The sequence below is a fragment of the Natrinema amylolyticum genome (genome assembly GCF_020515625.1).
In the GTDB taxonomy this organism is placed as follows: domain Archaea; phylum Halobacteriota; class Halobacteria; order Halobacteriales; family Natrialbaceae; genus Natrinema; species Natrinema amylolyticum.
In genome coordinates this window covers 1,845,617-1,870,425 of record NZ_JAIWPJ010000001.1, presented here as the reverse complement: position 1 = coordinate 1,870,425, position 24,809 = coordinate 1,845,617, and the positions used below count along the sequence as shown (strand labels likewise).

Below are 24,809 nucleotides of genomic sequence, written 5' to 3'. Positions count from 1 at the left end.
GGCATGTCCGTCCGGAAATCGGCGACGTCGTCGGCGCGTCGAGTCGCGACGCTCGCCGCCGCGACCGCCCGACCGACGACCGAACGCGACCGCGAGCGCCGGCGGATCGCGATCATGTGTCTACCCTTCTTCGCCCTCGCGACCGTCGCAGGGTTCGTCCCGCTCGCGACGCTGGTGCGGCTCAGCCTCGCCGAGGACGCGGTCTGGATCGAGGGCTGGTCGCTCGAGGCCTGGCGGACCCTCGCGACGACCGCCGAGTACCGGTGGGTCGCCTGGAACACGCTGTGGTTCGTCGGGCTGGCGACGCTGGTCAGCGTCGCGCTCGGCGTGGCCGTCTCCCACGTCCTCGAGAAGTACGACCTGCCGCTCGAACGGGCCGTCGTCGCGGCTGTCTCGTTCCCGATCGCGCTCCCGGGGATCATCGTCGCGTACCTGATTATCGTCCTGCTCGGCCGACAGGGACTGGTGACGAACGCGATCGCGGTCGCGACGGGACAGAGCGCCCTCGATCTGGCGAGCGCGACGGCGATCACCGGGCTGTTCCTCGGTTACGTCTACTCGCTGCTGCCGCGGGCGACGATGGTGTTACGGGGAACCTACGCCGAGGTCAACGTCCGGGCCGAGGAGGCGGCGCGCGCGCTCGGCGCGAGCCGCTGGGAGACGTTCTATCACGTGACGCTGCCCGAGATCCGTCCGGGAATCGTCGCGGCGATTCTGACCTTCCGCTCCGGGCTCGCGATCTTCGGGACGGTACTGGTCTTGCAGAGTCACCGCGTGATCACGCTGCAGATACACGACGAGACCAGCGTCGGCTCGTACGATCCCGACGTTGCGGCCGCGATCGGGCTCGTCTACGTGGCTTTCATCGTCGCGTTCACGTTCGTCGGGCTGCGGTTCGTCGAGAGCGACGCGGTGGAGATCTGAAATGACCGGGCACACGGATCCGACGGCGGACGCGAGCGGCGACCTGCACGCGGAACCGGCTGTGGACGGCGAACCGAACGTGAGCGACGAATCGGATAGCGAACCGACTGCGGACGGCGAACTGAACAGCGAACCTGACGCCGTGGCTGGGTCCGAGCACGGCGAGCCGCGCCCCGACGGTGGCACTTCGCCGGCCGCCGCGACCGGGGAGTGGTCGCGGTCCGAAACGGCCCTCTCGACACTGGTCGGTCGTCCGATCGTCGTCGGCGTCGTCTCGATCGTCGTCGCCTTCCTGACCCTCCCGGTCGTCGTGACGTTCGTCTCCTCGTTCGCGCAGTCGGCGACCGGCGTCGTGCCCCGGGGGTTCGTCACCCTCGAGCACTGGCGACAGGTGCTCGGCTTCGGGGACTACGGCGTGCAGACGAACGCAATCCCGGGACTCGCGTTCAGCCTTGCGATCGCGACCGGCGGGATGGTGTTGAACGTGCTCATCGGCGTCCCGGTCGCGTACGCGCTCACGCGGTACGACTTCTTCGCGCGGGACTGGGTGAACACGTTCGCGATCCTGCCGCTCGTGCCAGGGTTGATCCTCGGCATCGCCTTCGTCCAGACGTATCCCGAGCACGGCCGGTCCGCGTTCGGGCTGATCGCGGGCTACTGCCTGCTCAAATCGCCGTACATGGTCCTGACGGTCCAGAGCTCGTTCCAGTCGATGGACCTCGTCCGACTCGAGGAGAGCGCGCGATCGCTCGGCGCGTCGTGGCCTCGAACGTTTCTGACGATCGTCGTTCCCCACGCGAAGCAAGGGATCGTCGCGGGCTCGATCATCACCTGGACGCTGGCGGCCGCGGAGTTCAACTTCACGTACATGGTCGCGAGCGGGAGCCCGGACCCGTTCGCGATCTTCCTCTACCGGAACATCTCGAACGCGACGCACCTGCAGTCCGCGGCGGCCGTGTCGGTCTACTTCCTGATCGTCGTCGCCGCCATTCTCGTTCTGCAGATGATCGGCAACAGCGGGTTTACGACCGTACGACAACGATGAGATCGATACTCACCGATTCCCGAAAACCGAGGCGAATCGCCCGCAGACGACGCTCGCCCAGCGCCGCGGTCGACGGCGGTGATCGGTTGTGAGCGAGGTCACGCTCGAGTCGCTCACCAAAGCCTACGGCGACGAGGTGGCCGTCGACGGGGTCGATCTGACGATTCGCGACGGCGAAATCCTCGGGGTCGTCGGCCCATCGGGCTGTGGCAAGACGACGACGCTGCGGACTATCGCAGGGTTCGAGACGCCCACGCGGGGTCGGATATTGTTCGACGGAGTCGACGTCACCCACGTCCCGCCCGAGGAACGACACGTCGGGCTGGTCTTCCAGTCGTACGCGCTGTTCGACACCATGAGCGTCCGCGCGAACGTCGCATTCGGGCCGAAGATGCAGGGGGTCCCGAAGGCCGAGCGCCGCGAGCGGGCCGACGAACTGCTCGCCATGCTCGACATCGCCGAACTCGCCGACCGGCGGCCGGCGACGCTGTCGGGCGGCCAGCAACAGCGGGTCGGCCTCGCGCGGGCGCTCGCGATCGAACCCCACGTCCTCCTGCTCGACGAGCCAATGACGGGGTTGGACGCGAAGCTCAAGACGCGCCTGCGCGACGAGATCGGCGACCTGCTCGCCGACCTCGGCGTCACTGCCCTCTACGTCACGCACGATCAGGAGGAAGCCATGGCGATGTGCGACCGGATCGCCGTCCTCGAGAACGGGACCGTCGAACAGGTCGGGACGCCAGCGGAGATCTACCGCCGTCCCGCGAACGAGTTCGTCGCGAACTTCGTCGGGAGTTCGAACCTGCTCGCGGGGACGGCGACGAACGGCCGCGTCGACCTCGGGTTCGCGGCCCTGCCGGTCGCGACCCGAACGGACGGCGACGTGACGGTCGCGGTCCGACCCGAAGCGTTCGAGGTCGGGTCGGGACCGATCCGCGCCGAAGTGGCGGATGTGACCTATCTCGGCGATCGGACCCACCTCTCGGCGACGCTCCCGGATGAGACGACCGTGACGCTGTACGCCGACGGAATCGACGGATATCGCGCCGGCGACGCCGTCTCGCTCTCGATCGACGAGGACCGGGTCCACGTCCTCGAGTCGGACTGAGCGCCGGCGACGCGTCGCAACGGCTGCGGCGAGCGATCGCGCTACGTGCGTCGATCGCCCCACTCGTCGCGCTCGTCTCCTGTCGTTCGGTCGTCCCGGTGGTCGTTCTCGCGGTGATCTCCCCGTCCGGTGGCCGTGGTATCGTCGGCGGCGGAACGGTTCGGTCCGTCAGCCGAGCGGGCGGGATCGCGGCCGCCGCGCTCTTTCGCGATCCGTTCCGCCTCCGCTCGATCGACCACGGTCGGATCCGCGGTTTCACGACTGATCGCCAGCCAGAGGACGAGCGGAATCGCGAGCGACGCCAGAAGGAAGAGGCCGAGAACGACGGACATTCCTGTCCGTTACTCGAGGAGCCGAACACAACAATTTTTTGAATTGACACGAATGGTCCGATTATGAGAGACGATGATCGCGGCTGTCCGAAGTGCGACCACACGGAGACCGAAATCGACGAGATCTCGACGACTGGAAGCGGGCTGTCCAAGATGTTCGACATCCAAAACCGGCGTTTCCACGTCGTCAGCTGTACGAACTGTGGCTACTCGGAACTCTACAAGGGGCAGTCGTCGGGCGACATGGTCGACCTGTTTCTCGGCTGAGTATCCGCCCCGAGAGCGACCCGCTGGCGTCGATTTCCCGCGGCTCGAGCGCGAGCGGAGCGCGGAAACTGTAAACAGTTATCCGACTGGGGCCGCTATCCTTCCACAAGATGGCCAACGACGTCAAGCCCACCCGCAAGAACTTGATGGCGATCGAGGATCGCATCGAGCTCTCCGAGCGGGGACACAGCACGCTCGAGAAGAAACGCGACGGGCTGATCATGGAGTTCATGGACATTCTGGACAAGGCCCAAGACGTCCGCGGCGACCTCGCAGAGGACTACGAGGACGCCCAGAAGAAGATCAACATGGCCCGCGCGATGGAGGGCGACGTCGCGGTCCGCGGTGCCGCATCGGCGCTGCAGGAACACCCCGAGATCACCACCGAGTCCAAGAACATCATGGGTGTCGTCGTCCCGCAGATCGAGTCCTCTCGAGTCTCCAAGAGCCTCGATCAGCGCGGCTACGGGATCATGGGCACCTCCGCCCGCATCGACGAGGCCGCCGAGGCCTACGAGGATCTCTTGGAGAGCATCATCCTCGCCGCCGAGGTCGAGACGGCGATGAAGAAGATGCTCCGAGAGATCGAGACAACCAAGCGCCGCGTCAACGCCCTCGAGTTCAAGCTCCTGCCGGACCTGTACGACAATCAGGAGTACATCGAGCAGAAACTCGAGGAACAGGAACGCGAGGAGACGTTCCGCCTGAAGAAGATCAAGGAGAAGAAGGAAGCCGAGGAGAAGGCGGAGCGAGAGGCCGAGCAAGCCGCCGAGGCCGAGGAGGCCGAAGCGAAACAGGAGGAACTCGAGGACATTCAGCCGGACACCGCCGCACAGTCGCCCGCGGCCAACCAGTAAGGCGCGCCGACTGCCTCGCCGTCGATCGACCGGCCGTCCATCCACGAATTCGATCCCGATGGCCTGCTCCGAGTGCGGTTCGCCCGCGATCTCGTTTGCCGTTCCGGAGGGGTACCGCACGGACGCGCCGTCGGCGGCCGCCGTCGTTTCGTTCTGTACGCACTGTCTGACCCTCGAGCCGGCCCCGCGAGCGGACCGCGACGGTACCGACGAGGCGACGGCACCCACCGATCCCGATTTCTCGCGCGTCAGCGACGCCTTCCCTACCCGGCCCGAGCGCGCGGTTCCGCTCGCGCTCGCGCTCGGCCTATGCTCGTCGCTCGCGACGAACCGCACCGCGATCGAGCTCCTGCTCAGGGAGGTCGAAGGGGCCGGCGGCGACCCGCTCCTGATACTCGAGCGACTCGACGACGATCCGTCGGTCGAGCCGGCGATCGACCTCGAGCGACGGATCCATCAGCTCGAGCAGTTGCTCTACTGAAGCGCACCGAGGCGTCGAAAAGCGGGTCGTCGGTATCGATCGCGCGGGGTGGTCGAATGCGAGCGCCCCGAGCAGTCCGAGCGGTCCGACTACTTCCCGGTCGGCCGCACGTTGTTGCTGATCGCCTGTTTCACCTGCAGGGCCGCACTCGCCGCGAGCCCGCGAGCGACTTCGTCGCGTTCGTCGGCGGTGATGACCTCCTCGGCGGCCGCCGCCTCCTCCAAGTCGGGCGTGAAGCCGGCGGAGACGGCGTGGCCGACCGGCGGTCGGACGGCGACGATGACCTCCGGGCCGGTCATGCCGCTCGAGACGTCGGCGTCGACGACGTATTCGTTGGGGAGGAACTCGCGCGTGCGGGCGGCGATCCGCGAGACGTCGCGGTGAAGCAGTCGTTTCTGGGTATTCGAGAGGTCAGGAACGTCCGCCGCTGCACGCTGCCCAGCACCAGTCTCGCCCGGTAGCCCTGCGTACGGCGTATTTCCGTTCATGAGAAGTGTGTACCCGTATCAAAGGGTCGCCGGTTCAAAAGGGTTCGCTTTGGGTCAATCTGAGAGGATCGGTTCGCTCTCGCCGTAGACCGCGAGCACGACCGCCGTCGTGTGCACTCCCGACTCGGCCTGCCGGCTCTCGACGGCGACTCGCGGGTCGGCGAACGTCCAGTCGCGAAGGTCCCGACCCGCGGCCAGGCCCTCGCGGACCCGGCGTTCGACGTCTGCGCGATCCATCTCGCCCGCCGTCTCGTAGAACAGGCCCGGGCCGTCGTCGACGGACTGCGCCCACGCCAGCGCCGCGCTCACGCGGCCGGGACCGGCAGTGGTCGCTCGAGCCTCGACGACCGTCAGTCGCTCGCCGGCGGGGCCGAGATCGGGCGCGGTACCGACGGCCTCGACGTCGACGCCGGCCGGGATCACGGAGGAGACCGAGACGAGGTTGTAGTTCTCGACGCCGGCCTCCGCGAGGGCCGCGTCGTAGGAGGCCATCGCCGTGGGCGCCGACGCGGCCCCCCAGACGACTCGAATCGTGCTCATATCCGTTCTCGGGGACGAGCGGCGTAAGGAGTTGCGATTCACCAGCAGCTCTGCATCGTCGGGAGTCTATTCACTCGACTGTACTGTTGGAAATCAGCACTATTGTTCAGTAGTTTCATACGTATTACCTGTATACCACAACGTAATGAAACGAAGGGCGTACCTAGCGGGAACGGTCCCTCTCTTGACGGCCGGATGGACGTCACTCGCCGAGACGGACGACGCCGCTCCGACGTTCGTCGGGACGGACGAGTGGCCCACCGACGGATACGACCTGGCGCGGACGGGCGTGAGTCCACAGTCCGACCCGGTTTCGCTCTCGTCGGATCGGCGCTGGTCGGTCGAGATCGGCAGCGAGATACGGTCCACGCCGATCGTCGTCGACGGACGGGTGTACGTCCACGACAGGGGCGCGGGGAAAACGGCTTCCCTCGACGAGCACACCGGAGAAGTGCTCTGGAAGCGCCCCACCGGTGGAAGAAACCATCTCGCAGCGCCAGCACTCGACGACGAGCGCGTGTACCTGAACGGCAGCGGTGACCGGACGGTGCTCGCGCTGGACGCGGAGACGGGTGACACGGAGTGGACCTTTTCGACCGCACACGGGTCTCGTTCGATCGCGTCTGCCGACGAGACCGTCTTCGTCGGCAGCAACGACGAGGGCAGGGCGCTCATTGCTCTCGAGGCCGAGACCGGGCGAGAGCGGTGGTCGGTCGACGTCGGTAGCGAACTCTTCGGGCCGCCAGCGATCGTCGACGGAACCGTCTACGCCGGCTCGACGAACAGCCGGGTGCTCGCGTTAGATGCTGATGACGGTACTGAACGCTGGCGATTCGACGCGAGCGGTGGCGTCGTCGCAGCGCCGACCGTTCGCCACGGGACCGTGTACGTCGGGACCCAGAGCGGCCTCGTCCACGCGCTCGACCGGGAAACCGGGACGGAGGAGTGGAACACTGGGACCGACGGACTGGGAATGCTGTACCCGTCACCCGCGGTCGACGACGACCTACTGGTGGTCGGAACGTGGAACACGGGCGAGGTTCGAGCGTTCGATCCGCACTCGGGACGAGAACAGTGGCGGGCGGACGATCTCGAGCAGATCGTGTACGTGACGGCTCCGGTCATCGCCGGCGATCGCGTCTACTTTGGGTCCGATGACGGATTGCACGCCGTCGATCGCGACACGGGCGAGCACCGCGAGAAGCTGCAAGCGGACGCGGCGGGAGGAATGCAATCGTCGCCCGCAGTCGTCAACGACACGGTGTACGTCGGCGACAACGAGGGTACTGTCCACGCAGTCTCGAAAACGGAGTAACGAGCGACGGTCGCGGTGGTCGCGACTACGTCGTTCGTTCGCGGTCGAAGCATAATTCACTCACGCGTTTCGAAATCGTACGAACGGTTCGACGAGCGGACGCTCGTCGCGCTACTGGTAGAAGTAGCCGGCCGAGGACACGACGTCGCTCGAGTCGTCTTCCTCGATCTTCTCTAAGGCGTCGGCGAAGTCCTGATGGGAGACCTCGTCGCGGTCGTTGCGGATGGCGAACATGCCGGCTTCGGTGGCGAGACTCTCGATGTCGGCACCGGAGTAGCCGTCGGTGTCGTCGGCGAGCGTGCCGAAGTCGACGCCGTCGGCGATGTTCATGTTGCGGGTATGGATCGAGAGGATCTGCTCGCGGCCGTCGCGGTCGGGTTCGGGGACTTCGATCAGACGGTCGAACCGGCCGGGTCGAAGAATGGCCCGATCGAGCATGTCGAAGCGGTTGGTGGCGGCGATGATGCGGATCTCGCCGCGGGCCTCGAAGCCGTCCATTTCGCTCAGGAGTTGCATCATGGTCCGCTGGACCTCGGCGTCGCCGGAGGTCTTGGACTCCGTTCGGCGAGTCGCGATGGCGTCGATCTCGTCGATGAAGATGATAGCGGGCTGGCGTTCGCGGGCCATCTCGAAGAGGTCGCGGACGAGCCGCGACCCCTCGCCGATGAACTTGCGGACGAGCTCGGAGCCGGCCATCTTGATGAAGGTGGCGTCGGTCTCGTTGGCGACGGCTTTCGCGAGCATCGTCTTCCCCGTGCCCGGCGGCCCGTAGAGGAGGACGCCGCTCGGCGGGTCGATGCCGACCTCGTTGAAGATTTCGGGCTCGGTCAGCGGCTGTTCGACGGCCTCGCGGACCTCGCGGACCTGCTCGTCGATACCGCCGATGTCGGCGTAGGTGACTTCCGGCTTCTCCGTGATCTCCATCGACTGGGCGCGCGCGTCAGTCTCGGTGTCCAGGACCGTCTGGATCGCGAAGGAGTCGTTGACCGCGACGCGGTCGCCGGGCTCGATGCGGTCGATGATGCGCGAGGAGACGTCGGTCATCACTTCCTGATTGTTGCCGTGCTGTTTGACGATGACCTGCTCGTCCTCAAGGACATCCTCGACGGTGGCGATGTACAGCGAGGAGCTCTTGAGCGTCTCGTTTTCGCGTTCGACGCGATCGACTTTCTCCCGGAGGCGTTCGCGGCGGTCCTCGGCGTCGTCGAGCTGATCGGAGAGCTGGTCGTTGACGTCGACCAGATCCTCGTAGTGCCCGCGGAGCGCCTCGAGCCGCTCGTCGTCGGGGAGCTCTGAATCGATATCGCGGTGAGGTCGGTCGGGAATAGACGGGCTTCGAGACATCCTGTTGTACGCCGATAGGATTTCGATGGTAAATGTGCCTTTGGGTCCCGGAGGGATTTCTGTCGAATGGGATCACTGCCCACGCTGCAATCGCAGGGGCGAACGGCGACGGCCGACGACCGCGAGCGAACCGTTAAAAGGGCGACGGTCGACGGGGACTCGATCAGTCGAGCAGCGACTCGAACTCCGCCAAGCGCTGGCCGTAGCTCTCGAGCGCGCGGTCGATCGGCCCCGAGGAGCTCATGTCGACGCCGGCGATCCGCAGGAGGTCGAGCGGGTACTCACGGGAGCCGTGACGGAGGAACTCGAGGTAGTCGTCGGCGGCGGACTGGCCGTTCTCGAGGACGTCGTCGACGATCGCGAGCGCGGCGGAGATGCCGGTCGCGTACTGGTAGACGTAGAAGGCCCGGTAGAAGTGGGGGATGCGCATCCACTCGCGGGCGATGCGGTCGTCGATCACGGCGGGCTCGTAGTAGTCCGCTTTCAGGCCGCGGTAGAGCTCGTCCAGCCGGTCGGCGGTGAGCGGCTCGCCCGCTTCCTCGAGACGGTGAGCCTCGTGTTCGAACTCCGCGAAGAGGGTCTGGCGGTACAGCGTCGATCGCACGCGCTCGAGGAACTCGTTCAGGACGTGCTTCCGGAATTCGGGATCGTCGACGGTCTCGAGGAGGTGGTTGGTCAACAGCGCCTCGTTGACCGTGCTGGCGACCTCGGCGACGAAGATTTCGTAATTCGAGTAGATGTAGGGCTGTTCGTCTTTGGTGAGCTCGGAGTGCATCGAGTGGCCGAGCTCGTGGGCCAGCGTGTACATCGAGGAGATGTCGTTCTGGTAGTTCAGCAGGATGAACGGCTGGGTGTCGTAGGTCCCGCCGGAGTACGCGCCGGACTGTTTGCCTTCGTTCTCGTAGACGTCGACCCAGCGAGAGTCGAGTCCCTCTGCGACGCGGGACTGATACTCCTCGCCCAGCGGCGCGAGCGCGTCGACGACGTGTTCGGTCGCCTGATCGTACTCGAGGTCGGGGCCCTCGTCGCCGGTCAGTGGCATGTAGACGTCCCACATCTGCAGGTCGTCGACGCCAAGCGCCCGCTCCTTGAGTTCCGCGTGGTGATGGAGCTTGTCGATGTTGTCGTGGACGGTATCGACGAGCGTGTCGTAGACGTCGACGGGGACGTTCGGGCCGTCGAGGGCCGCTTCGCGCGCGGTATCGTAGTTACGCGCTCGAGCGGTCTTCACGTCGGCCTTGACGCTGTTCTTGTAGCTGGCCGCGACCGTGTTCCGGACCGACTCCCACTCGTCGAAGTAGGCCTCGTAGACGCGCCGGCGAAAGTCGCGGTCGGGCCGCTTGAGCAGGTTGGTGAAGTTGCTCTGGGTGATCTCGATCGCGTCCTCCTCGTCGCCCTCGGGTGCCTCGACCGTCGGGAACGCCATGTCCGCGTTCGAGAGCATGTTGTACACTTCCCCCGTCGCGCCCGTCACCTCGCTCAGGTCGGCCAGCAGCTCTTCGACCTCGGCTGAGCGCGTGTGCGGTTTCATCCGGAGCACGTCGTCGACGTAGTGGTCGTAGGTCTCGAGGGTCGGCTCGTCATCGATCATCGCGTCGAACTCCTCGCGGGTCAGTTCTTGGAGTTCGGGGTCGATGAAGGAGGCGGCGGACTGGGCGTCGGCCGCGAGCGACTGCGACCGGGCCGTCAGCGCCTGATACTGCTGGTTCGTCGTGTCCTCGTCGCGACGCATGCGGGCGTAGGCCGCGACCGTCGAGACCTCGCGCATGATCTCGTCGCGGAGCTCGAGCACTTCGAGAAGGGTCTCGGCGTCCTCGGTCGTGCGTCCCTCGTAGTCGGCGAGCTCATCGACGCGCTCGGAGACGGCTTCGTAGGCGTCTTCCCAGTCGTCGTCGGTCGCGTAGATGCTCTCGAGGTCCCACTTGTACTCGGTGTCTACCTCCGAGCGCTCGGATACCGAACTCATACTCCGTGTAAGTCGATCCCCGGAGGTAAGGCTTATCTTTCCGGACTTTACGGGCCGTCGGTCGAACGGCGAGGGGAACGCGTCGTTCCGGCCGCCTCTCTTCGCTCGGTTACGGGTGGCTGACGTTTGCAGCGACCGGGACGGACGCTCCAACTATGGTGGTCTATTATCGATAATTCGTCGCGAGCACACGACTGGCTGCTCCTTTTTTCGATACGAGCGCTACCGTTTCCGATGACAGATGCAGACGATATCTTGTTCGACTCGGTCGATCTCGGCGACGAAACGCTGACGAATCGGGTCGGTCTCGCGCCGATGACCAGAACCAGCGCTACCGAGGACGGCCGCGCTACGGCAGAGATGGCGCGATATTACGCGAAGTTCTCCCGGGGCGGCTTCTCGTTTCTCATCACCGAGGGGACCTACCCCGACGAGGCGTACAGCCAGGGCTACTATGACCAGCCCGGACTCGCAAACGGCGACCACGTCGACGCGTGGCAGCGAGTGACCGACGCCGTTCACGAGGAAAACACGCCGATCTTCGCCCAGTTGATGCACGCCGGCGCGCTCTCGCAGGGGAACCGCTACACCGACGAGACGGTCGGCCCCTCCGCAGTGCGGCCAAAGAGCGAGCAACTCGAGATGTACGGCGGCGAGGGCGAGTTCCCCGAGCCGACCGAGCTGACGACCGAGGGGATCGACGAGCTGATCGAGAACTTCGTCGCCGCCGCCGAGCGCGCGGTCGATGCGGATTTCGACGGCGTCGAGGTTCACGGCGCGAACGGCTACGTCCTCGATCAGTTCCTGACGACGTATACGAACGAGCGCGACGACGAGTACGGCGGCGACGTCCAGAACCGGATCCGCCTGACTGCGGACGTGATCGAGGCGGTTCGGGACGCGACGCCGGACGATTTCGTCGTCGGCGTCCGCCTCTCCCAGAGCAAGGTCAACGACCCCGACTACCGCTGGCCCGGCGGCGAGGACGACGCCGCAGTCATCTTCGAGACGGTCTCCGACGCCGGTGCCGACTACCTCCACGTCACCGAAGAGAACGTCACCGCCCCCGCGTTCGGTGAGGGACCGACGCTCGCTGACCTCGCCGACGAGTACGGCGACGCACCCGTGATCGCAAACGGCGCGCTCGAGGATCCCGACGCGGCGCGAGCGACCGTCGAGGCCGGTGCGGACCTGATCACCCTCGCCAAAGGTGCGCTCGCCAACCCCGATTGGCCACAGCGCGTCGCCGAGGGCCGCTCGCTCGAGGAGTTCGATTTCGGCCGTATCCTCCAGCCGGACGCCACGATCGACGAGTCCGAAGTGCCGACGCCGTCGGACGACTGAAGAAGCCGAAATGCGGTTCCCGTGCGAGGAACGCGCCCGGCCACTTTTTTCGATCGCCGCCGAAGAACGGCTATGGACGACGGCGATCGAGCCCTCGAGCGCGCGATCGGCCGAGCGTGGACCGACGATCGACCGTGGGAGCTGCTGACCCGACTGACCGAACTCCCCCATCGGATGGGCGGCTCCGGCGGCGAGCGCCGAGCCGCGGAAATCGTCCGTGAGACCCTCTCCGATGCCGGGCTCGCGGACGTTCGAACCGACGAGTTCCCGATGCGCTACTGGGAGCGCGGCACGACCGAGTTCGCAGTGCTCGGGAACGAGACGTCGTCCGAGACGGCCCCGGATTCGGAGGACGCAGGAACCGGTCGCTCGTTCGAGGCGATCGCGCTGCCGTACTCCCCGGCGGCCGACGTCGAGGGCCCGCTGGTCGACGTCGGCTACGGCACCCCTGAGGAGATCGACGACGCGGCCCTGCAGGGCGCGATCGCCGTCGCGAGTACGACGACGCCGCCGGACCGGCGGTTCGTCCACCGGATGGAGAAGTTCGGCCACGCCGCGGCGGCGGGGGCGGAGGCGTTCGTCTTCGGCAACCACGTCCCCGGACAGTTGCCGCCGACGGGCGCGCTGAAGTTCGACGCCGAGGCCGCCGTGCCGGGGATCGGCGTCAGCGCCGAAACGCACGACTGGCTCACGGACTACGCCGATCGCGGCGCGCGGGCCCGCCTCCGCGTCGACGCCACCACGCGGGACGGCTCGAGCCAGAACGTCCACGGAACGCTCGGTGGCGAGGCGCCGAGCGCCTCGGGGGGGTCGAGCGGAGGGAGTCCGCGAGAGACCGACGAGGAGGTGCTCGTCCTCGCTCACTACGACGCCCACGACATCGGGGAGGGCGCGCTCGACAACGGCTGCGGAATCGCGACCGTCGCCGGCGCGACGGCGGTCCTCGCAGCGATCGAGGACGACCTCGCGTGTTCGGTCCGGGTCGCCGCCGTCGGCTGCGAGGAGATCGGCCTGCTCGGTGCCGAGGCGCTCGCCGACGAGTTGGCCCTAGAGTCGATTCGGGCGGTCGTCAACGTCGACGGCGCGGGGCGGTTCCGGAACCTGCGGGCGCTGTCTCACGGCTCCGAGCCGCTCGCTGAGATCGCGGACGAGGTGACGGACGCGTTCGGCCAGTCGGTCGTCCACGAGCTGGACCCACATCCGTTCAGCGACCACTGGCCGTTCCTGCGAGCCGGCGTTCCGGCGCTGCAACTCCACAGCGAGCCCCCGGAGGGCGGCGAACGGGGCCGCGGCTGGGGACACACGACGGCGGACACGCGCGACAAGGTCGACCCGCGGAATCTCCGGGAGCACGCGATTCTGACGGCGCTGCTCGTCCGGGAACTCGCTGGGCGAGACGTGCCGCGGATCGACGAGGGCGAGCTTCGCGAACGGCTGCGGGAGCAGGAGTACGAGTCCGGAATGCGCGCCGCGGAGATGTGGCCCGACGTATGGTCGTGAGCGGGTGCCGTCGGCGGGGTTCAGGTCTCCGCGTCGACTGCCGTTCGAACGACGCGGGCGAGACCGAGCGTCGCGACGAACGTACCGACGACCACGAGTAGGGCGAGCAGGACGACGCCGAGCGCGGACGCGCCGACCTCGGGATGGGTCCGGAGCGGCGACGTGAGACGCAGTCCGAAGAAGATCACGAGCAGCCCCGCGGCGACGCGGACCGAGGCGCGCCAGTAGGCACCGTACTCTTCCGGTGACAGTTCCATACGCCGACGTGTGTGCCCGGCGCTGAAAAACGCTCGTCCGCTCAAGTGGCGACGGGGTCGGCTCGAGTCGGCCCGGCTCCCCGATCAGCGCATCCCGTCGGCCACCTGTCCGGCGACGCGCGCTCCCGTCCGTCGGTCGATGCGGCGGCGGTCGAACACGGCTCGAGCGCTCTCGGCCGCGTCCGCGTCGATCTCGAAGGCGAGATCGGGGTAGACCACGTCGGTCAGGACGAGCGGCTCGGGCGGCGCGGGGGCGATCCCCTCGTGGCCGGGCAACGGCTCGGGCTCGAGGACGCGATCGATCTTCGCGAGCGGCGACTCGCCGGCACCGACCGCGCGAGCGAGCGAAACGAGTCGGCGGACGAGTTCCCGAGCGAAGCCGCCCGCGCTGACGGTGACGACGAGGTAATCGCCGTCGCGCTCGGCCGCGAGCGTCAGCGAGCGCTCCGTGTTGCGGTCGTCCGGCGTCAGGTTGTGGACGTCGTGGGTGCCCGACAGCGCCTCGCAGGCCGCGCGGAACCGCTCGTCGTCGACGGCGGGCGCGATCGCATCGGCGTCCGGATCGAGCGTCGCTTCGTCGGCGGGCGGCGCGTACAGGTGATAGGTGTACGCCCGGCGGCTCGCGTGGTGGGTCGCGTGGAACCCCTCGGGCGCGTCGGCGGCCGCCCACGCCCGCACGTCGGCGGGGAGTTCGGCGTTCAGCGCTCGCGGCGCGAGCCAGTCGGGTGCCTCGAGCGCGATCGTCTGGGCCAGCGCGGAGACGCCGGCGTCGGTGCGGCCAGCGGCTGCGTAGCCCGCGGGCTTGGCCGCGTCGGGATCGAGCACCTCGAGCGCGCGGAGGGCGTTGAAGACCGCGTCCTCGACCGTGGGGACGTCGGGCTGGGGCTGTCGCTGGAAGCCGTGGTAGTCCGTCCCGTCGTAGGCGATCCGGAACGCGCGGGGAGCCATCGGTTCTCGAGTCGATCCAGCGGTGCCAGGGTGTTATACCGTTCGCTGTCTCGACGGCCGCCGATTCGACCGATCGAACGGCCGACCGCTCACTGAGCGGTCAGCGGAATCGATCTCGGGGAAATTCAGAACTCGTCGTCGGGGTCGGACTCGCCGTCGAGATCGAACTCGTCATCGGTATCGACTTCGTCGTCGGGATCTGACTCGTCGAACCCGAATTCGTCGGAATCGCCGGCTCCGCCGGCATCACCGTCGTCGATGTCGATCTCGGTGCGGGCGGACGTCTCCGTCTCGGACTCGTCGATATCGAACTCGTCGGTCTCGAGCGTCGAGCCGTCGACGCCGACGCTTCCCTCCTGAATCTCGATGGTGACGCCGTCCTCCGCCGCGTCGCCCGCGCCGAGGAGTTGCGTCGTCGCCGTCTCGAGTTCCTCGTTGACCGACCAGACGAACCGCAGCACGGACTCGAGTTCGGTGCCGGCCTCGCGGACCCCGCGCTGGGGGGAGAGTTCGCCGAGGCTCCGTGCGCCCTCCGGATGGAGGTACTGGATCGGGTGGTCGTTGGGAACCTCCTGCAGGTCGACGTCGAACGACCAGAGGTACGGCAGGGCCTGAATGGCGTAGCCCTGCGGTTTCGGTGCCCGCCGACCGGCGGCGGTCAGCGCGACATTGATCGCCGTCGACTCCGCGTCGGTGTCGAAGTAGACGCCCGGAGCGCCCGGAATTGAGACTCGCATACTCGAGGGAGGGGGTCGGGGACGGGTGAGTCCATACCCGGCAATCACAGCCCCTTTTAGGTGATCGCGGTGGCCGTCGCCGCCCTCGTCAGTGGAAGGTATCGGCGAACTTGCCGCGACGGTTGATATCGAGTTCGCTCACGCTCGAGTGGTCCTGGGACGCGGCGAAACGAATCGCGTCGGCGACCTCCTCGGGGGCGCTGGCCTCGTCCTCGTCGAACCGCTCGGCGAAGGTCTCGCCGTCGGGCGTCTCGAACTCCGAACGGACCTCGGCGGGGTTGACGATCGTGATCCCGACGTCGTCGTCGCCGATCTGGGCCGCGAGGCTCTTGGCGAAGCCCCGGACCCACCACTTCGACGCGGCGTAAACGGGATTGGCCGGCCGCGGGTGTCGGCCAGCGAAGCTGGCGACGAAGATCAGGTGGCCCTCGCGCTTGCGGACGTGGGGGATCGCCGCCCGCGACGCGTAGAAGACGCCGTCGACGTTGGTCTCCTGGATCGTCTCGTACTCCTCGGTCGACAGCGATTCGACCTCGCTGCCCCGGGACAGCCCCGCGTTGTTCACCAGGACGTCGATGCCGCCGAACGTCGCGACGGTCTCGTCGATGAGCGCGTCGACGTCGTCCTCCTCGCGGACGTTCGTCGGGACGACCAGCGTCTCGACGCCGTGGGCCGCCTCGAGCTCGTCCGCGAGGCTCGTCAGTCGGTCCTCGCTGCGGGCCGCGAGGACGACGTTCGCTCCCTCGGCCCCGAGTTCGCGACACGTCGCCGCGCCGATTCCCGAACTCGCGCCGGTGACGATCGCCGTTCCCTGCTCGAGCGTGTCTGACATCGCGTCACACGTATGCGGGCAGCGGTCGTAAAAACGAGGGTCGCGGAACGGTCGGCGGCGATCGAGGACGGTCGCAGGGACCGCGGTCAGTCGTCGTTCAGGTCGATCAGTAGCCGTCCAGGTCGTAGAGTTCGCCGTACTTCGACTCGACGTACTCGAGGAAGTAGTCCGCGGTCAGCCCCTCGCCGGTCGCGTTCTCGATCAGGTCGGGCGTGACGTACCGTTTACCGTGCTGATGGATGTTATCGCGGAGCCAGCCGTTGAGTTCGTCGAACTCGCCCTCGCGGATCTGGTCATCGAACTCGCCGCGGTCGTCCTCCGCCGCGGCGTACAGCTGTGCCGCGAGCACCGAACCCAGCGAGTACGTCGAGAAGTAGCCGAAGTCGCCGTGGGACCAGTGGATGTCCTGCAGACAGCCCTCCGCGTCCGTCTCGGGGCGCACGCCGAGGTACTCCTCGTACTTGTCGTTCCAGACCTCGGGGACCTCCGAGACCTCGAGATCCCCCCGGATCAGGTCACGTTCGATCTCGAAGCGGATCACGATGTGGAGGTGATAGGTGAGTTCGTCCGCCTCGACGCGGATGAGATTGTCGTCGTAGACCTGGTTGGCCGACTCGTAGGCCTCCTCGGGCGTCACGTCCTCGAGTTCGGGGAAGCGCTCGCGGGCGATCGGCAGGAAGTGCTCCCAGAAGGGGCGGGATCGGCCGACGTGGTTCTCCCAGAGGCGGGACTGGGACTCGTGGACCGAGAGATCGCGGGCCTCGCCCAGCGGCGTGCCGTATCCCTCGTCGGGGAGGCCCTGCGTGTAGTTCGCGTGGCCGAACTCGTGGATGGTCGACGTGATCGATCCCAGCAGATCGTCCTCCTCGAACCGGGTCGTCACGCGGGCGTCGAACTGCGTCCCCGAGGAGAACGGATGCGGTGCGGTATCGATGCGGCCGCGATCCCAGTCGTATCCGAGCGAGTCGAGCACATCGCGCGCGAGGGCTTCCTGATCGTCGTCGTCGAACTCGCCCGCGAACGCGTCCGTGGTGAGATCCGCGTCGCTGTCTTGGACGGCGTCGATCAGCGGGACGAGGTTCTCGCGCAGTCGCTCGAGGACCCGTTCCGCCGTCTCGAGGTCGATGTAAGGCTCGTAGTCCGCGAAGAGCACGGCGTAGGGGTCGGCGTCGGGATCGATGTGGTTCGCGTACTCGCGCTTGAGGTCGACCAGCTTCTCGAGGGTCGGCGCGAAGTGGTCGAAGTCGTCGTCCTCCCTGGCTTGCTTCCACTTCGGATGGGCGTTCGACGCCGTCGCGGAAATTTCTTCGACGAGGTCCTGGGGGACGCTCGTCTCGCGGTCGTACTGGCGTCGGAGCTCGCGGACGACGGCGGTTCCTTCCTCATCGAGGTCGGTGGACTCAAGATCGGAAAGCAACTCCCCGGTCTCGTCGGCGGTCAGGAGTTCGTGACTGATCGAGGACAGCGTCGAGAGCTGCTGTGCGCGGGCCGGAGTTCCTTCGTCGGGCATTACGACCTCCTGATCCCACCGGAGGATGCCGGCGGCGTTCCCGACGTTCGAGATGCGTCGCACTCGCTCTTCGAACTGCTCGTAGGTGTCGGCCTCGCTCGCGTCGCTCTGGGCCTGATCGGTCGCCATGGGCGTACCGTTCGCTCGGAAGCGGTATCAACGTCGGGGTTCCGGGCATCTCGAGACCGAGCGGTCGGATGTCGACTACCGTGACTATCGATACCGGTATTACGGGCATCACAAGCGACCGTACTGCCGCAATCGAGAACCGATGAGAGTGAGATGGAACGTGCAAGCACCGGACTGTTCCGCCGATCTGACGTACGTCCGCTCGCTATGGCCCTCGCTTCGCCAATCGCGTCAGCCGTCGTGTTCGTCGTCAGCCTACTGATCGGTGCCCTCGGTATCTACGCGGGCGCTCGAGTCATCGTCGGCCGCGGCAACTACGATCACGCCATCGTCACCGCGCTGATCGGGGCGATCGTCTGGACGATCGTCGGCTTCGTCGTCGGCTGGATCCCCCTCGTCGGACCTCTACTGGCCCTGATCGCGTACGTCGGGGTCATCAACTGGCGGTATCCCGGCGACTGGACCGCCGCAGCGATGATCGGCCTCGTCGCCTGGATTACCGTCCTGATCGCGCTCTACGTCCTCGCGGTGCTCGGTATCACCGGCTTCGAAGCGGTCGGCGTCCCGGGCGTCTGACGTGGACCACCGAGCGGTCGACGCGCCGTCGCGGCGCACTCACCGCGCCGACGGCCACCGCTCCGCGACCCGCCGATAGGTCTCGCGACAACGCTCGAGGACATCGATCGAGACGCTCTCGTCGTCGGTGTGGGCCTCGCCGGGTTCGGAGGGCCCGCAGATCACGCACTCCGCGCCCGCCTGCGAGAGCCAGCCCGCGTCCGTCGCGTGGGGTTTCGTCACCAGTTCGGGTTCGCTCGCTTGGGAACCGGCAGCGGCCTCGAGGACCGTCTCGGCGAACGCCTCGTCGTCACAGCGCATCGGCGGTAGATCCTGGTCGACCGTCCACTCGACCCCCTCGAGTTCTTTGACCCGCTCGAGGGCCGCGCGTTCGCCCGGCACCGTCCGCTCGTCGACCGTGAACGCACAGCGGGCGGGGACGACGTTCATCGCCGAGCCGCCCTCGATCTCCGTGACCGTGAGCCGCCCCTCGAGCGTCTCGCCCGCTACGTCGACCGACGGGGGCTCTACGTCGCGAACGCGGTCGACCGCCGCGGTAGCGCGGTAGATGGCGTTCTCGCCGGCGTCGGCCTCGCTGGCGTGGGCCGCGGTCCCGCGGGCGGTGATCGTGCTCCCGCGGCGACCCTTGTGAGCGACGGCGACGTCGGTAACGTCCGGCCCGGAGTAGTTCGTCGATCCCTCGCCGACGACGGCGTAGTCGGGTGCGAACCCCTTCTCGATGGCGTGCCGTGCGCCGGTACCGCCCACTTCTTCGCCGACGAAACTCGCGACGACGAGTTCGCCGGCGGGATCGGCATCCCGGAAGGCGAGCAGCGCGGCCGCGACCGCCCCCTTCATATCCGCCGTGCCGCGGCCGTAGAGGCGACCGTCGCGCTCGTCGACGACGTACTCGCTCGTCCCGTCGCCGTCTCCGCCATCGTCTCCGCCGCCGCTCGAGACCTGTGACTCGGCCGGCGCCACGACGTCGTGGTGTCCGACCAGCGCGAGCGTCTCCTCGCCGGTCCCCTTCCGAGCGATCACGTTGCCGGCGGCGTCTCGAGTCACGTCAGCGTCGGTCTCGCGACGGAGCCACGTCTCGATGAAGTCGCCGGCGGCGGTCTCGTCCTCGTGGCTCGGGATCGCGACGAGTTCGCGCGTCAGCTCGACGAGAGTCATACGCGACGTATCGACGGCTGTGCTGTTCAGTGCACCGAAACTCGAGGTCGGTGTCCCGCCACAGGGTTCGCGGTCGGCTCGCCGGGCCGTTCGGGATTCAGCCGAGTCGCTCGTAGACCGGCGGCGCAGAGTCGGGCTCGTCGTCGGTCAACCGCGCGACCGACTCGCGGACCTCGCTGAGGCTGGCCGTCTGCTGTTGACTCGCCGCCGCGACCGACTCTGCGGCGCTCGCAACCGTGTCGGCCGACTCCGAGAGGTCATCGAGCGTCTCCGCCGTTACCTCGACGCCCCGAGCCTGCTGATCGGTCGCGGCCGCGACGTCTTCCATGCCCGACGCCGTCGTCCGCGCCGACTCATGGATCTCCTCGAGCGAGTCGACCGTTTTCCGAACGCGGTCCGTTCCGGTCTCGACGCGACTGACCGTCTCCTCAGTCGTCTCGACGGTCGCCGTCGCGTCCTGGCGAACGGCTTCGACGGCCTCCTCGATCTCGGAGAGGTCGGTCTTTGTCTGTTCGGCGAACGACCGTACTTCGCTCGCGATGACGCTCATCGTCTCGCTGCCGTCTGCACCGTCTCGCGAGGACTCGATCTTCGCGTTCGCCGCCAGCACCGTCGTCCGTTCGGCCAGCTCGTCGAGTCGATCGACGATCTCATCGATCTCCTCGGTACGGTCCGCGAGCGCGTCGGCGGCGTCGGCGACGCGATCGGTCGCGTCCTCGATCGCTGCGAGTTCGTCAAGTGCATCGTCGGCCGCTTCGACGCCCTGTGCAGCGAGCGTCTCGGTTCGATCGCTCTCCTCGCTGACCTCGTCGGCGACGCTCGCAACCTCCTCGATGGCCGCACTCATCTCGTTGAGTTCCCCCGCCGCCCGCGTGATGCCAGTCGCCTGGGACTCGGTGTGCTCGCTGATCGCCTCGGCGCGGTTCGCGATCGCCTCGCTCGAGTCGTGGAGTTCGGCGATCGGCCCCTGTACGTCCTCCTCGACCTCGCGGGCGAGTCGCTTCCGGCGCTCGATCGACTCCTCGAGTTGCTGTGCGTACGAGTCGACGTACGTGTCGACCGCGACCTGCATGTCGAGGTTGATGATCCGCAACAGCGAGAGGACGTCCATCATGCCGTCGTCGATGGCGTCTCTGACGGTTTCCTCGAACGACTCCTCGAGGCCGTCTTCCGCGTCCTCGATGCCGCCACCGAGCCCCAGCGCGCCGACGAACCGCTCGAGGCCGCCGTCTCCCTCGGCGTCGCGCTCCTCGGCCCACTCCTCGATGGCGTCGACGACCTGTTGCTGGACCCGCTCGTTCAACCGGGACAGAATCAGGTCGTAGTAGACGCCGTACTGCCCCACGTACTGTTTTAGCGGCATGTCGAGCAGTTCGTGGAGCTTCCCGATCCGCGCCCGATTCTTGAAGAACTCCCGGTCGTACTCCCCGGCGGCCAGCGAGACGAGATACGCCTGTTGCGTTCGCTTGAGGGCGTCGACGTCTTTCGGCGATCGGTCGACGATCGCTCGGGTCTGCTCGTAGTGCAACACGTTCTCGTAGAAGTCGTCGGCGATCGCCTCGGCATTCGCCTGGACCAACGGCTCGAGGGCCGCTAGCCGCCGCTCGTCGTCCTCGTCGAATCCGATGAACTCCTTTCGCCACGCGATTTCGTCCTCGTCGAGCCCGATACGATCGACGAGCTCGTCGACGTCGAGAAAGCCGTTGAGTCCCCCGCGCCCGAACGTCTGCTGCGGTTGCATGACCGAAACGTGTTCGGTCGATCGATTAACTTTCCGTGAGTGTTCCCGCTGAATAGGAACGTGGGACTCGGTCGCACGGATAGAGGCGTGTGGACTGGAAACGAGGAACGCGGATTTGCTGTGGACACCCTTATAGGCGTACGTCGACCAGTTTACGTATGAACGTCGTGCCGGATACGAGCGTGGTCATCGACGGCCGCGTCTCGGCGACTATCGAAGACGGGCAGTTCGAGGGAGCGACGATCTGCGTCCCCGAGGCGGTCGTCGCGGAACTCGAGGCGCAGGCCAACGACGGGATCGACAGCGGCTGGGACGGCTTAGAGGAGCTCCAGCGGCTGGCCGACCTCGCCGACGAGGGAGTCATCGAGCTCCGATACGTCGGCGAGCGGCCCAACGCCATCGAGCGGGGCCACGCCTCGGAAGGCGAGATCGACGCCCTGATCCGCGACCTCGCGGAGGAACTCGACGCGACCTTCGTCACGAGCGACGTCGTCCAGGCCGAGGTCGCCGAGGCGAAGGGCCTCGACGTCGAACACGTCGCCCCCGAAGTACGGGAGGTCGGGACGCTGGCCGTCGAGGAGTTCTTCGACGACCAGACGATGAGCGTCCACCTCAAGACCGACGCCGTGCCGAAGGCCAAACGCGGCGAACTCGGTGCGATGTCCTACGAGGCCATCGCCGACGAGCCGCTCGACGAGGCGACGATGGACGAGTACGCTCGCGAGGTCGTCGACGCCGCGAAGGAAGCCCCCGACGGCTTCATCGAGCTCTCCGAACCGGGCATGAACATCGTCCAGTTCCGGGACTACCGGATCGCGATCGGTCGCCCGCCGTTCTCCGACGGCATCGAGATCACGGCCGTCCGCCCGATCGCCCAGACCGACATCGAGGACTACGAGCACGCCGACGAGCTGAAAGAGCGCCTGCTCGAGCGCCAGCGCGGCGTCCTGATCTCGGGAGCCCCGGGAGCCGGGAAGTCGACGTTCGCGCAGGCGGTTGCCCGCTATATTTCGGATCACGACTACTCGGTCAAGACCATGGAGAAGCCGCGGGACCTGCAGGTCGGTCCGGACATCACCCAGTACACGGAGTTGGGCGGCGAGATGGCCAAGACGGCCGACGCCCTGCTGATGGTCCGGCCGGACTACACCATCTACGACGAGGTCCGGAAGACCAACGACTTCGAGGTCTTCGCGGACATGCGCCTGGCCGGCGTGGGCATGATCGGCGTCGTCCACGCGACGCGACCGATCGACGCCCTCCAGCGGCTCGTCGGCCGCGTCGAACTCGGGATGATCCCGCAGGTCGTCGACACCGTCGTCTACATCGAGGCCGGCGAGGTCGAGACCGTCTACGACGTCAAGACCGAGGTCAAGGTCCCCGCGGGCCTCACCGAGGAGGACCTCGCTCGTCCCGTGATTCAGGTCACGAACTTCCAGACCGGCGAGCCCGAGTACGAGATCTACACCTTCAACCGGCAGGTCGTCACCGTCCCGCTGAAAGACGAGGACGGCGGTCCGGCCAACGAGTCCGGCGTCGACCGGATCGCCAAACAGGAGATCGAACGGGAGATCCGCTCGATCGCCCAGGGCTACGTCGACGTCGAACTCAAGAGCCAGGACAAGGCCGTCGTCTACGTCGAGGAAGACGACATCTCGAGCGTCATCGGCAAGGGCGGCGGGCGCATCACCGACGTCGAGAATCGGCTGGGGATCGACATCGACGTCCGCACGCACGACGAGAACCCCAACTACGGCGCGGGGAGCGCTGGCGGCGGCGCGAGCGCGAACGGCGGTGGGGGCGGCAGTAGCGGCGGGAGCGGTGGCAGCGGCGCGCAAGCGGGCCAGATGGTCAAACCGGAAATCACCTCGAGACACATCGTCATCCCGGTCGACGGCAGCCACGGCGAGACCGTCGAGGTGCGGGCCGGCGGCGAGTACCTCTTCACCGCGACGGTGAGCCGCGGCGGCGAGATTCAGGTCTCGCGTGGCAGCGCGATCGCAGAGGAACTCGAGCGAGCGATCGACCGGAAGGATTCGGTGACGATCGTCCCGTCGTAAGCAGCCAACCCGCGAACGAACGCAGTGAGTGAGCGGCTCTTTTTTGGTGTATTTTTGCGCGAGTCGTGCGCGAACGTAGTGAGTGCACCCGAGCGGAAAACGGTCCATCGTGAAGGGTTCGGTGACGGTCATGCTGTCGTAATTATCCGGCGAGCGAGCGGATGCGAGCGGGTCGCTTTCCGGTGGCGAGTGAGACGCAGGACGTCCCGCGGTGCGTGGACCGTTGCGCAGTCGGCCCGCCGGCCGGGGACGACAAACGTCCGAAGACCCACGATCCTCGAGACAGTAATTGGACGGATAGACACCGATAGAACGCAATCGAAAACGTGTGGGCCTGAACCACGGTTTTGGCTACTAGCTGTTTAAGGATTAGATTCTTATAGCGGACGATCGTTTGGATAATGTAGGTAACTCAAAGTGATCCCAACGTATGAGCGTAGATAAGAAGACGTTCGTCTATTCGGATATCGAGCGCACGAACGGCCCGTTTCTGACCGATCGTCGTTCGCTCGAGGCGATACGCGAGCGGATCGTCGCCGACATTCGGACGCGGGTCGCCGACGCCGGCGTGGACGGCGTTGTCGTCGCGATGAGCGGCGGTATCGATTCGACGCTGACGACCGCGCTCGCGGTCGAGGCCGTCGGCAACGAGAACGTTCTCGGACTCGGGTTGCCCTGTCATAAGACCGACGCGGCCCACGTCAGCGAGGCCCGCACGATCGCGGAGGGAATGGGAATCGAGTTTCAGGAGATCCAGTTGCGGCCGTTGCTCGAGGCCTTCGAGGAGACGGTCGCGAGCACCCTCGAGTCGACGTCGAACGCGACTGACCGGTCCGACGAGCGGACCCACGAGATCGGCAACGCCGTCGCGCGGTTGCGGATGGTCACCGCCTACTACGCCGCGAACAGCCAGTCGCGGCTCGTGCTCGGAACCGCGAACCGTTCGGAACAGCTGCTGGGGTACTTTACCAAGCACGGCGACGGCGCGGCCGACGCCTATCCGATCGGGGATTGCTACAAGACCGAGGTCCGGGCGCTCGCCAAACACATCGGCCTTCCCCGTCGCATCGTCAGCAAGGAGCCGACGGCGGGCTTCTGGGCGACCCAGACCGACGCCGGCGAACTCGGTGCCCGGTACGACGTCATCGACCCGCTGTTGTACCGAGTCGTCGAGGAGGGACTCCCGCTCGAGGAGGCCGTCGCCGACCTGCGGATCGACCGCGAGACGGCCGACGAGATCGCGTCCCTGCACGCCGCCACCGCCCACAAACGGACGACGCCGCCGACGCCGGGGATCCTCGGCCGCGAGGACCGTGTCGACGGCGGAGCGGACTCCCGCGAGTAGCGACGACG

General features: G+C 66.9%; 24 protein-coding genes. 12 read left to right on the top strand and 12 right to left on the bottom strand.

The window, feature by feature from the left end:
* Nucleotides 1-3: 3 nt before the first annotated feature.
* The 3 genes from LDH66_RS09170 (at nucleotide 4) to LDH66_RS09160 (ending at nucleotide 3,077) form a co-directional block, all read left to right on the top strand.
* Nucleotides 4-924 (top strand): ABC transporter permease, encoded by a 921-nt coding sequence (locus tag LDH66_RS09170; RefSeq protein WP_226480751.1) that lies wholly within the window; start codon nucleotides 4-6, stop codon nucleotides 922-924.
* Nucleotide 925: 1 nt separating this feature from the next.
* A complete protein-coding gene (locus LDH66_RS09165) occupies nucleotides 926-1,969 on the top strand; it encodes an ABC transporter permease (RefSeq protein WP_226480750.1) in 1,044 nt (347 codons plus the stop codon).
* A gap of 88 nt (nucleotides 1,970-2,057) precedes the next feature.
* Complete coding sequence (locus tag LDH66_RS09160) at nucleotides 2,058-3,077, top strand: ABC transporter ATP-binding protein (protein ID WP_226480749.1); 1,020 nt, start codon at nucleotides 2,058-2,060, stop codon at nucleotides 3,075-3,077.
* Nucleotides 3,078-3,118: 41 nt separating this feature from the next.
* Here LDH66_RS09160 and LDH66_RS09155 read toward each other — a convergent pair whose 3' ends face one another.
* Nucleotides 3,119-3,409 (bottom strand): DUF8143 family protein, encoded by a 291-nt coding sequence (locus LDH66_RS09155; protein ID WP_226480748.1) that lies wholly within the window; start codon nucleotides 3,407-3,409, stop codon nucleotides 3,119-3,121.
* Nucleotides 3,410-3,472: 63 nt separating this feature from the next.
* On the opposite strand from LDH66_RS09155, the gene LDH66_RS09150 reads away from it, so the two are divergent.
* From LDH66_RS09150 to LDH66_RS09140, 3 genes are all read left to right on the top strand, one after another.
* Entirely contained in the window at nucleotides 3,473-3,676 is a 204-nt protein-coding gene (locus tag LDH66_RS09150) for a zinc ribbon domain-containing protein (RefSeq protein WP_226480747.1), read from the top strand.
* Between the two features lie 110 nt (nucleotides 3,677-3,786).
* Nucleotides 3,787-4,533 (top strand): V-type ATP synthase subunit D, encoded by a 747-nt coding sequence (locus LDH66_RS09145; RefSeq protein WP_226480746.1) that lies wholly within the window; start codon nucleotides 3,787-3,789, stop codon nucleotides 4,531-4,533.
* Between the two features lie 58 nt (nucleotides 4,534-4,591).
* A complete protein-coding gene (locus tag LDH66_RS09140) occupies nucleotides 4,592-5,014 on the top strand; it encodes a DUF6276 family protein (RefSeq protein ID WP_226480745.1) in 423 nt (140 codons plus the stop codon).
* An 89-nt stretch (nucleotides 5,015-5,103) separates the two neighbouring features.
* Here the strand turns inward: LDH66_RS09140 and LDH66_RS09135 are convergent, their stop codons facing one another.
* Nucleotides 5,104-5,502, bottom strand: a complete 399-nt coding sequence (locus LDH66_RS09135) for a DUF5811 family protein (protein WP_226480744.1) — start codon at nucleotides 5,500-5,502, stop codon at nucleotides 5,104-5,106.
* 54 nt (nucleotides 5,503-5,556) lie between these two features.
* Nucleotides 5,557-6,042 (bottom strand): pyruvoyl-dependent arginine decarboxylase, encoded by a 486-nt coding sequence (locus tag LDH66_RS09130; RefSeq protein WP_226480743.1) that lies wholly within the window; start codon nucleotides 6,040-6,042, stop codon nucleotides 5,557-5,559.
* A 145-nt stretch (nucleotides 6,043-6,187) separates the two neighbouring features.
* On the opposite strand from LDH66_RS09130, the gene LDH66_RS09125 reads away from it, so the two are divergent.
* On the top strand, nucleotides 6,188-7,357 hold the full coding sequence (locus LDH66_RS09125; protein ID WP_226480742.1) for an outer membrane protein assembly factor BamB family protein: 1,170 nt from the start codon (nucleotides 6,188-6,190) through the stop codon (nucleotides 7,355-7,357).
* A gap of 111 nt (nucleotides 7,358-7,468) precedes the next feature.
* On the opposite strand, the gene pan2 is transcribed toward LDH66_RS09125, so the two are convergent.
* Both pan2 and pepF read right to left on the bottom strand, forming a co-directional pair.
* Nucleotides 7,469-8,701 carry a proteasome-activating nucleotidase Pan2 gene (pan2, locus tag LDH66_RS09120; protein ID WP_226480741.1) on the bottom strand — a complete coding sequence of 411 codons (1,233 nt, stop codon included), beginning with the start codon at nucleotides 8,699-8,701 and terminating at the stop codon, nucleotides 7,469-7,471.
* A 163-nt stretch (nucleotides 8,702-8,864) separates the two neighbouring features.
* Complete coding sequence (gene pepF, locus LDH66_RS09115; RefSeq protein ID WP_226480740.1) at nucleotides 8,865-10,667, bottom strand: oligoendopeptidase F; 1,803 nt, start codon at nucleotides 10,665-10,667, stop codon at nucleotides 8,865-8,867.
* A 234-nt stretch (nucleotides 10,668-10,901) separates the two neighbouring features.
* Between pepF and LDH66_RS09110 the strand changes: the two genes are divergently transcribed.
* Both LDH66_RS09110 and LDH66_RS09105 read left to right on the top strand, forming a co-directional pair.
* The gene (locus LDH66_RS09110) at nucleotides 10,902-12,011 is read left to right on the top strand and encodes an oxidoreductase (protein WP_226480739.1); all 1,110 of its coding nucleotides are present in this window, start codon (nucleotides 10,902-10,904) and stop codon (nucleotides 12,009-12,011) included.
* A gap of 72 nt (nucleotides 12,012-12,083) precedes the next feature.
* A complete protein-coding gene (locus LDH66_RS09105) occupies nucleotides 12,084-13,511 on the top strand; it encodes a M28 family metallopeptidase (protein WP_226480738.1) in 1,428 nt (475 codons plus the stop codon).
* Nucleotides 13,512-13,531: 20 nt separating this feature from the next.
* On the opposite strand, the gene LDH66_RS09100 is transcribed toward LDH66_RS09105, so the two are convergent.
* The 5 genes from LDH66_RS09100 to LDH66_RS09080 form a co-directional block, all read right to left on the bottom strand.
* On the bottom strand, nucleotides 13,532-13,768 hold the full coding sequence (locus LDH66_RS09100; protein WP_226480737.1) for a hypothetical protein: 237 nt from the start codon (nucleotides 13,766-13,768) through the stop codon (nucleotides 13,532-13,534).
* 84 nt (nucleotides 13,769-13,852) lie between these two features.
* Nucleotides 13,853-14,716, bottom strand: coding sequence for a tRNA pseudouridine(38-40) synthase TruA (gene truA, locus LDH66_RS09095; RefSeq protein WP_226480736.1), 864 nt, complete (start codon nucleotides 14,714-14,716; stop codon nucleotides 13,853-13,855).
* A 125-nt stretch (nucleotides 14,717-14,841) separates the two neighbouring features.
* Nucleotides 14,842-15,453 carry a hypothetical protein gene (locus LDH66_RS09090; protein WP_226480735.1) on the bottom strand — a complete coding sequence of 204 codons (612 nt, stop codon included), beginning with the start codon at nucleotides 15,451-15,453 and terminating at the stop codon, nucleotides 14,842-14,844.
* Between the two features lie 88 nt (nucleotides 15,454-15,541).
* Nucleotides 15,542-16,285, bottom strand: coding sequence for an SDR family oxidoreductase (locus LDH66_RS09085; RefSeq protein WP_226480734.1), 744 nt, complete (start codon nucleotides 16,283-16,285; stop codon nucleotides 15,542-15,544).
* 106 nt (nucleotides 16,286-16,391) lie between these two features.
* On the bottom strand, nucleotides 16,392-17,924 hold the full coding sequence (locus tag LDH66_RS09080; protein ID WP_226480733.1) for a carboxypeptidase M32: 1,533 nt from the start codon (nucleotides 17,922-17,924) through the stop codon (nucleotides 16,392-16,394).
* A gap of 207 nt (nucleotides 17,925-18,131) precedes the next feature.
* On the opposite strand from LDH66_RS09080, the gene LDH66_RS09075 reads away from it, so the two are divergent.
* Nucleotides 18,132-18,500 carry a hypothetical protein gene (locus LDH66_RS09075; RefSeq protein WP_226480732.1) on the top strand — a complete coding sequence of 123 codons (369 nt, stop codon included), beginning with the start codon at nucleotides 18,132-18,134 and terminating at the stop codon, nucleotides 18,498-18,500.
* Between the two features lie 39 nt (nucleotides 18,501-18,539).
* Here the strand turns inward: LDH66_RS09075 and LDH66_RS09070 are convergent, their stop codons facing one another.
* The gene (locus tag LDH66_RS09070) at nucleotides 18,540-19,655 is read right to left on the bottom strand and encodes a M20 family metallopeptidase (protein WP_226480731.1); all 1,116 of its coding nucleotides are present in this window, start codon (nucleotides 19,653-19,655) and stop codon (nucleotides 18,540-18,542) included.
* Between the two features lie 97 nt (nucleotides 19,656-19,752).
* Nucleotides 19,753-21,396 carry a globin-coupled sensor protein gene (locus tag LDH66_RS09065; RefSeq protein ID WP_226480730.1) on the bottom strand — a complete coding sequence of 548 codons (1,644 nt, stop codon included), beginning with the start codon at nucleotides 21,394-21,396 and terminating at the stop codon, nucleotides 19,753-19,755.
* Nucleotides 21,397-21,554: 158 nt separating this feature from the next.
* Between LDH66_RS09065 and LDH66_RS09060 the strand changes: the two genes are divergently transcribed.
* Both LDH66_RS09060 and LDH66_RS09055 read left to right on the top strand, forming a co-directional pair.
* Complete coding sequence (locus tag LDH66_RS09060; protein ID WP_226480729.1) at nucleotides 21,555-23,456, top strand: PINc/VapC family ATPase; 1,902 nt, start codon at nucleotides 21,555-21,557, stop codon at nucleotides 23,454-23,456.
* Nucleotides 23,457-23,886: 430 nt separating this feature from the next.
* A complete protein-coding gene (locus LDH66_RS09055; RefSeq protein WP_226480728.1) occupies nucleotides 23,887-24,801 on the top strand; it encodes an NAD+ synthase in 915 nt (304 codons plus the stop codon).
* Nucleotides 24,802-24,809: the final 8 nt, after the last annotated feature.

What these genes read in the sequence shown, in the direction of transcription:
- LDH66_RS09055 (WP_226480728.1), top strand. Translation starts at nt 23,887, where the DNA reads ATGAGCGTAGATAAGAAGACGTTCGTCTATTCGGATATCGAGCGCACG.
- LDH66_RS09065 (WP_226480730.1), bottom strand. Translation starts at nt 21,396, where the DNA reads ATGCAACCGCAGCAGACGTTCGGGCGCGGGGGACTCAACGGCTTTCTC.
- pan2 (WP_226480741.1), bottom strand. Translation starts at nt 8,701, where the DNA reads ATGTCTCGAAGCCCGTCTATTCCCGACCGACCTCACCGCGATATCGAT.
- truA (WP_226480736.1), bottom strand. Translation starts at nt 14,716, where the DNA reads ATGGCTCCCCGCGCGTTCCGGATCGCCTACGACGGGACGGACTACCAC.
- LDH66_RS09155 (WP_226480748.1), bottom strand. Translation starts at nt 3,409, where the DNA reads ATGTCCGTCGTTCTCGGCCTCTTCCTTCTGGCGTCGCTCGCGATTCCG.
- LDH66_RS09140 (WP_226480745.1), top strand. Translation starts at nt 4,592, where the DNA reads ATGGCCTGCTCCGAGTGCGGTTCGCCCGCGATCTCGTTTGCCGTTCCG.
- LDH66_RS09125 (WP_226480742.1), top strand. Translation starts at nt 6,188, where the DNA reads ATGAAACGAAGGGCGTACCTAGCGGGAACGGTCCCTCTCTTGACGGCC.
- LDH66_RS09145 (WP_226480746.1), top strand. Translation starts at nt 3,787, where the DNA reads ATGGCCAACGACGTCAAGCCCACCCGCAAGAACTTGATGGCGATCGAG.
- LDH66_RS09105 (WP_226480738.1), top strand. Translation starts at nt 12,084, where the DNA reads ATGGACGACGGCGATCGAGCCCTCGAGCGCGCGATCGGCCGAGCGTGG.
- LDH66_RS09090 (WP_226480735.1), bottom strand. Translation starts at nt 15,453, where the DNA reads ATGCGAGTCTCAATTCCGGGCGCTCCGGGCGTCTACTTCGACACCGAC.
- LDH66_RS09170 (WP_226480751.1), top strand. Translation starts at nt 4, where the DNA reads ATGTCCGTCCGGAAATCGGCGACGTCGTCGGCGCGTCGAGTCGCGACG.
- LDH66_RS09130 (WP_226480743.1), bottom strand. Translation starts at nt 6,042, where the DNA reads ATGAGCACGATTCGAGTCGTCTGGGGGGCCGCGTCGGCGCCCACGGCG.
- LDH66_RS09075 (WP_226480732.1), top strand. Translation starts at nt 18,132, where the DNA reads ATGGCCCTCGCTTCGCCAATCGCGTCAGCCGTCGTGTTCGTCGTCAGC.
- LDH66_RS09085 (WP_226480734.1), bottom strand. Translation starts at nt 16,285, where the DNA reads ATGTCAGACACGCTCGAGCAGGGAACGGCGATCGTCACCGGCGCGAGT.
- LDH66_RS09100 (WP_226480737.1), bottom strand. Translation starts at nt 13,768, where the DNA reads ATGGAACTGTCACCGGAAGAGTACGGTGCCTACTGGCGCGCCTCGGTC.
- LDH66_RS09150 (WP_226480747.1), top strand. Translation starts at nt 3,473, where the DNA reads ATGAGAGACGATGATCGCGGCTGTCCGAAGTGCGACCACACGGAGACC.
- LDH66_RS09070 (WP_226480731.1), bottom strand. Translation starts at nt 19,655, where the DNA reads ATGACTCTCGTCGAGCTGACGCGCGAACTCGTCGCGATCCCGAGCCAC.
- LDH66_RS09080 (WP_226480733.1), bottom strand. Translation starts at nt 17,924, where the DNA reads ATGGCGACCGATCAGGCCCAGAGCGACGCGAGCGAGGCCGACACCTAC.
- LDH66_RS09135 (WP_226480744.1), bottom strand. Translation starts at nt 5,502, where the DNA reads ATGAACGGAAATACGCCGTACGCAGGGCTACCGGGCGAGACTGGTGCT.
- LDH66_RS09165 (WP_226480750.1), top strand. Translation starts at nt 926, where the DNA reads ATGACCGGGCACACGGATCCGACGGCGGACGCGAGCGGCGACCTGCAC.
- LDH66_RS09110 (WP_226480739.1), top strand. Translation starts at nt 10,902, where the DNA reads ATGACAGATGCAGACGATATCTTGTTCGACTCGGTCGATCTCGGCGAC.
- pepF (WP_226480740.1), bottom strand. Translation starts at nt 10,667, where the DNA reads ATGAGTTCGGTATCCGAGCGCTCGGAGGTAGACACCGAGTACAAGTGG.
- LDH66_RS09060 (WP_226480729.1), top strand. Translation starts at nt 21,555, where the DNA reads ATGAACGTCGTGCCGGATACGAGCGTGGTCATCGACGGCCGCGTCTCG.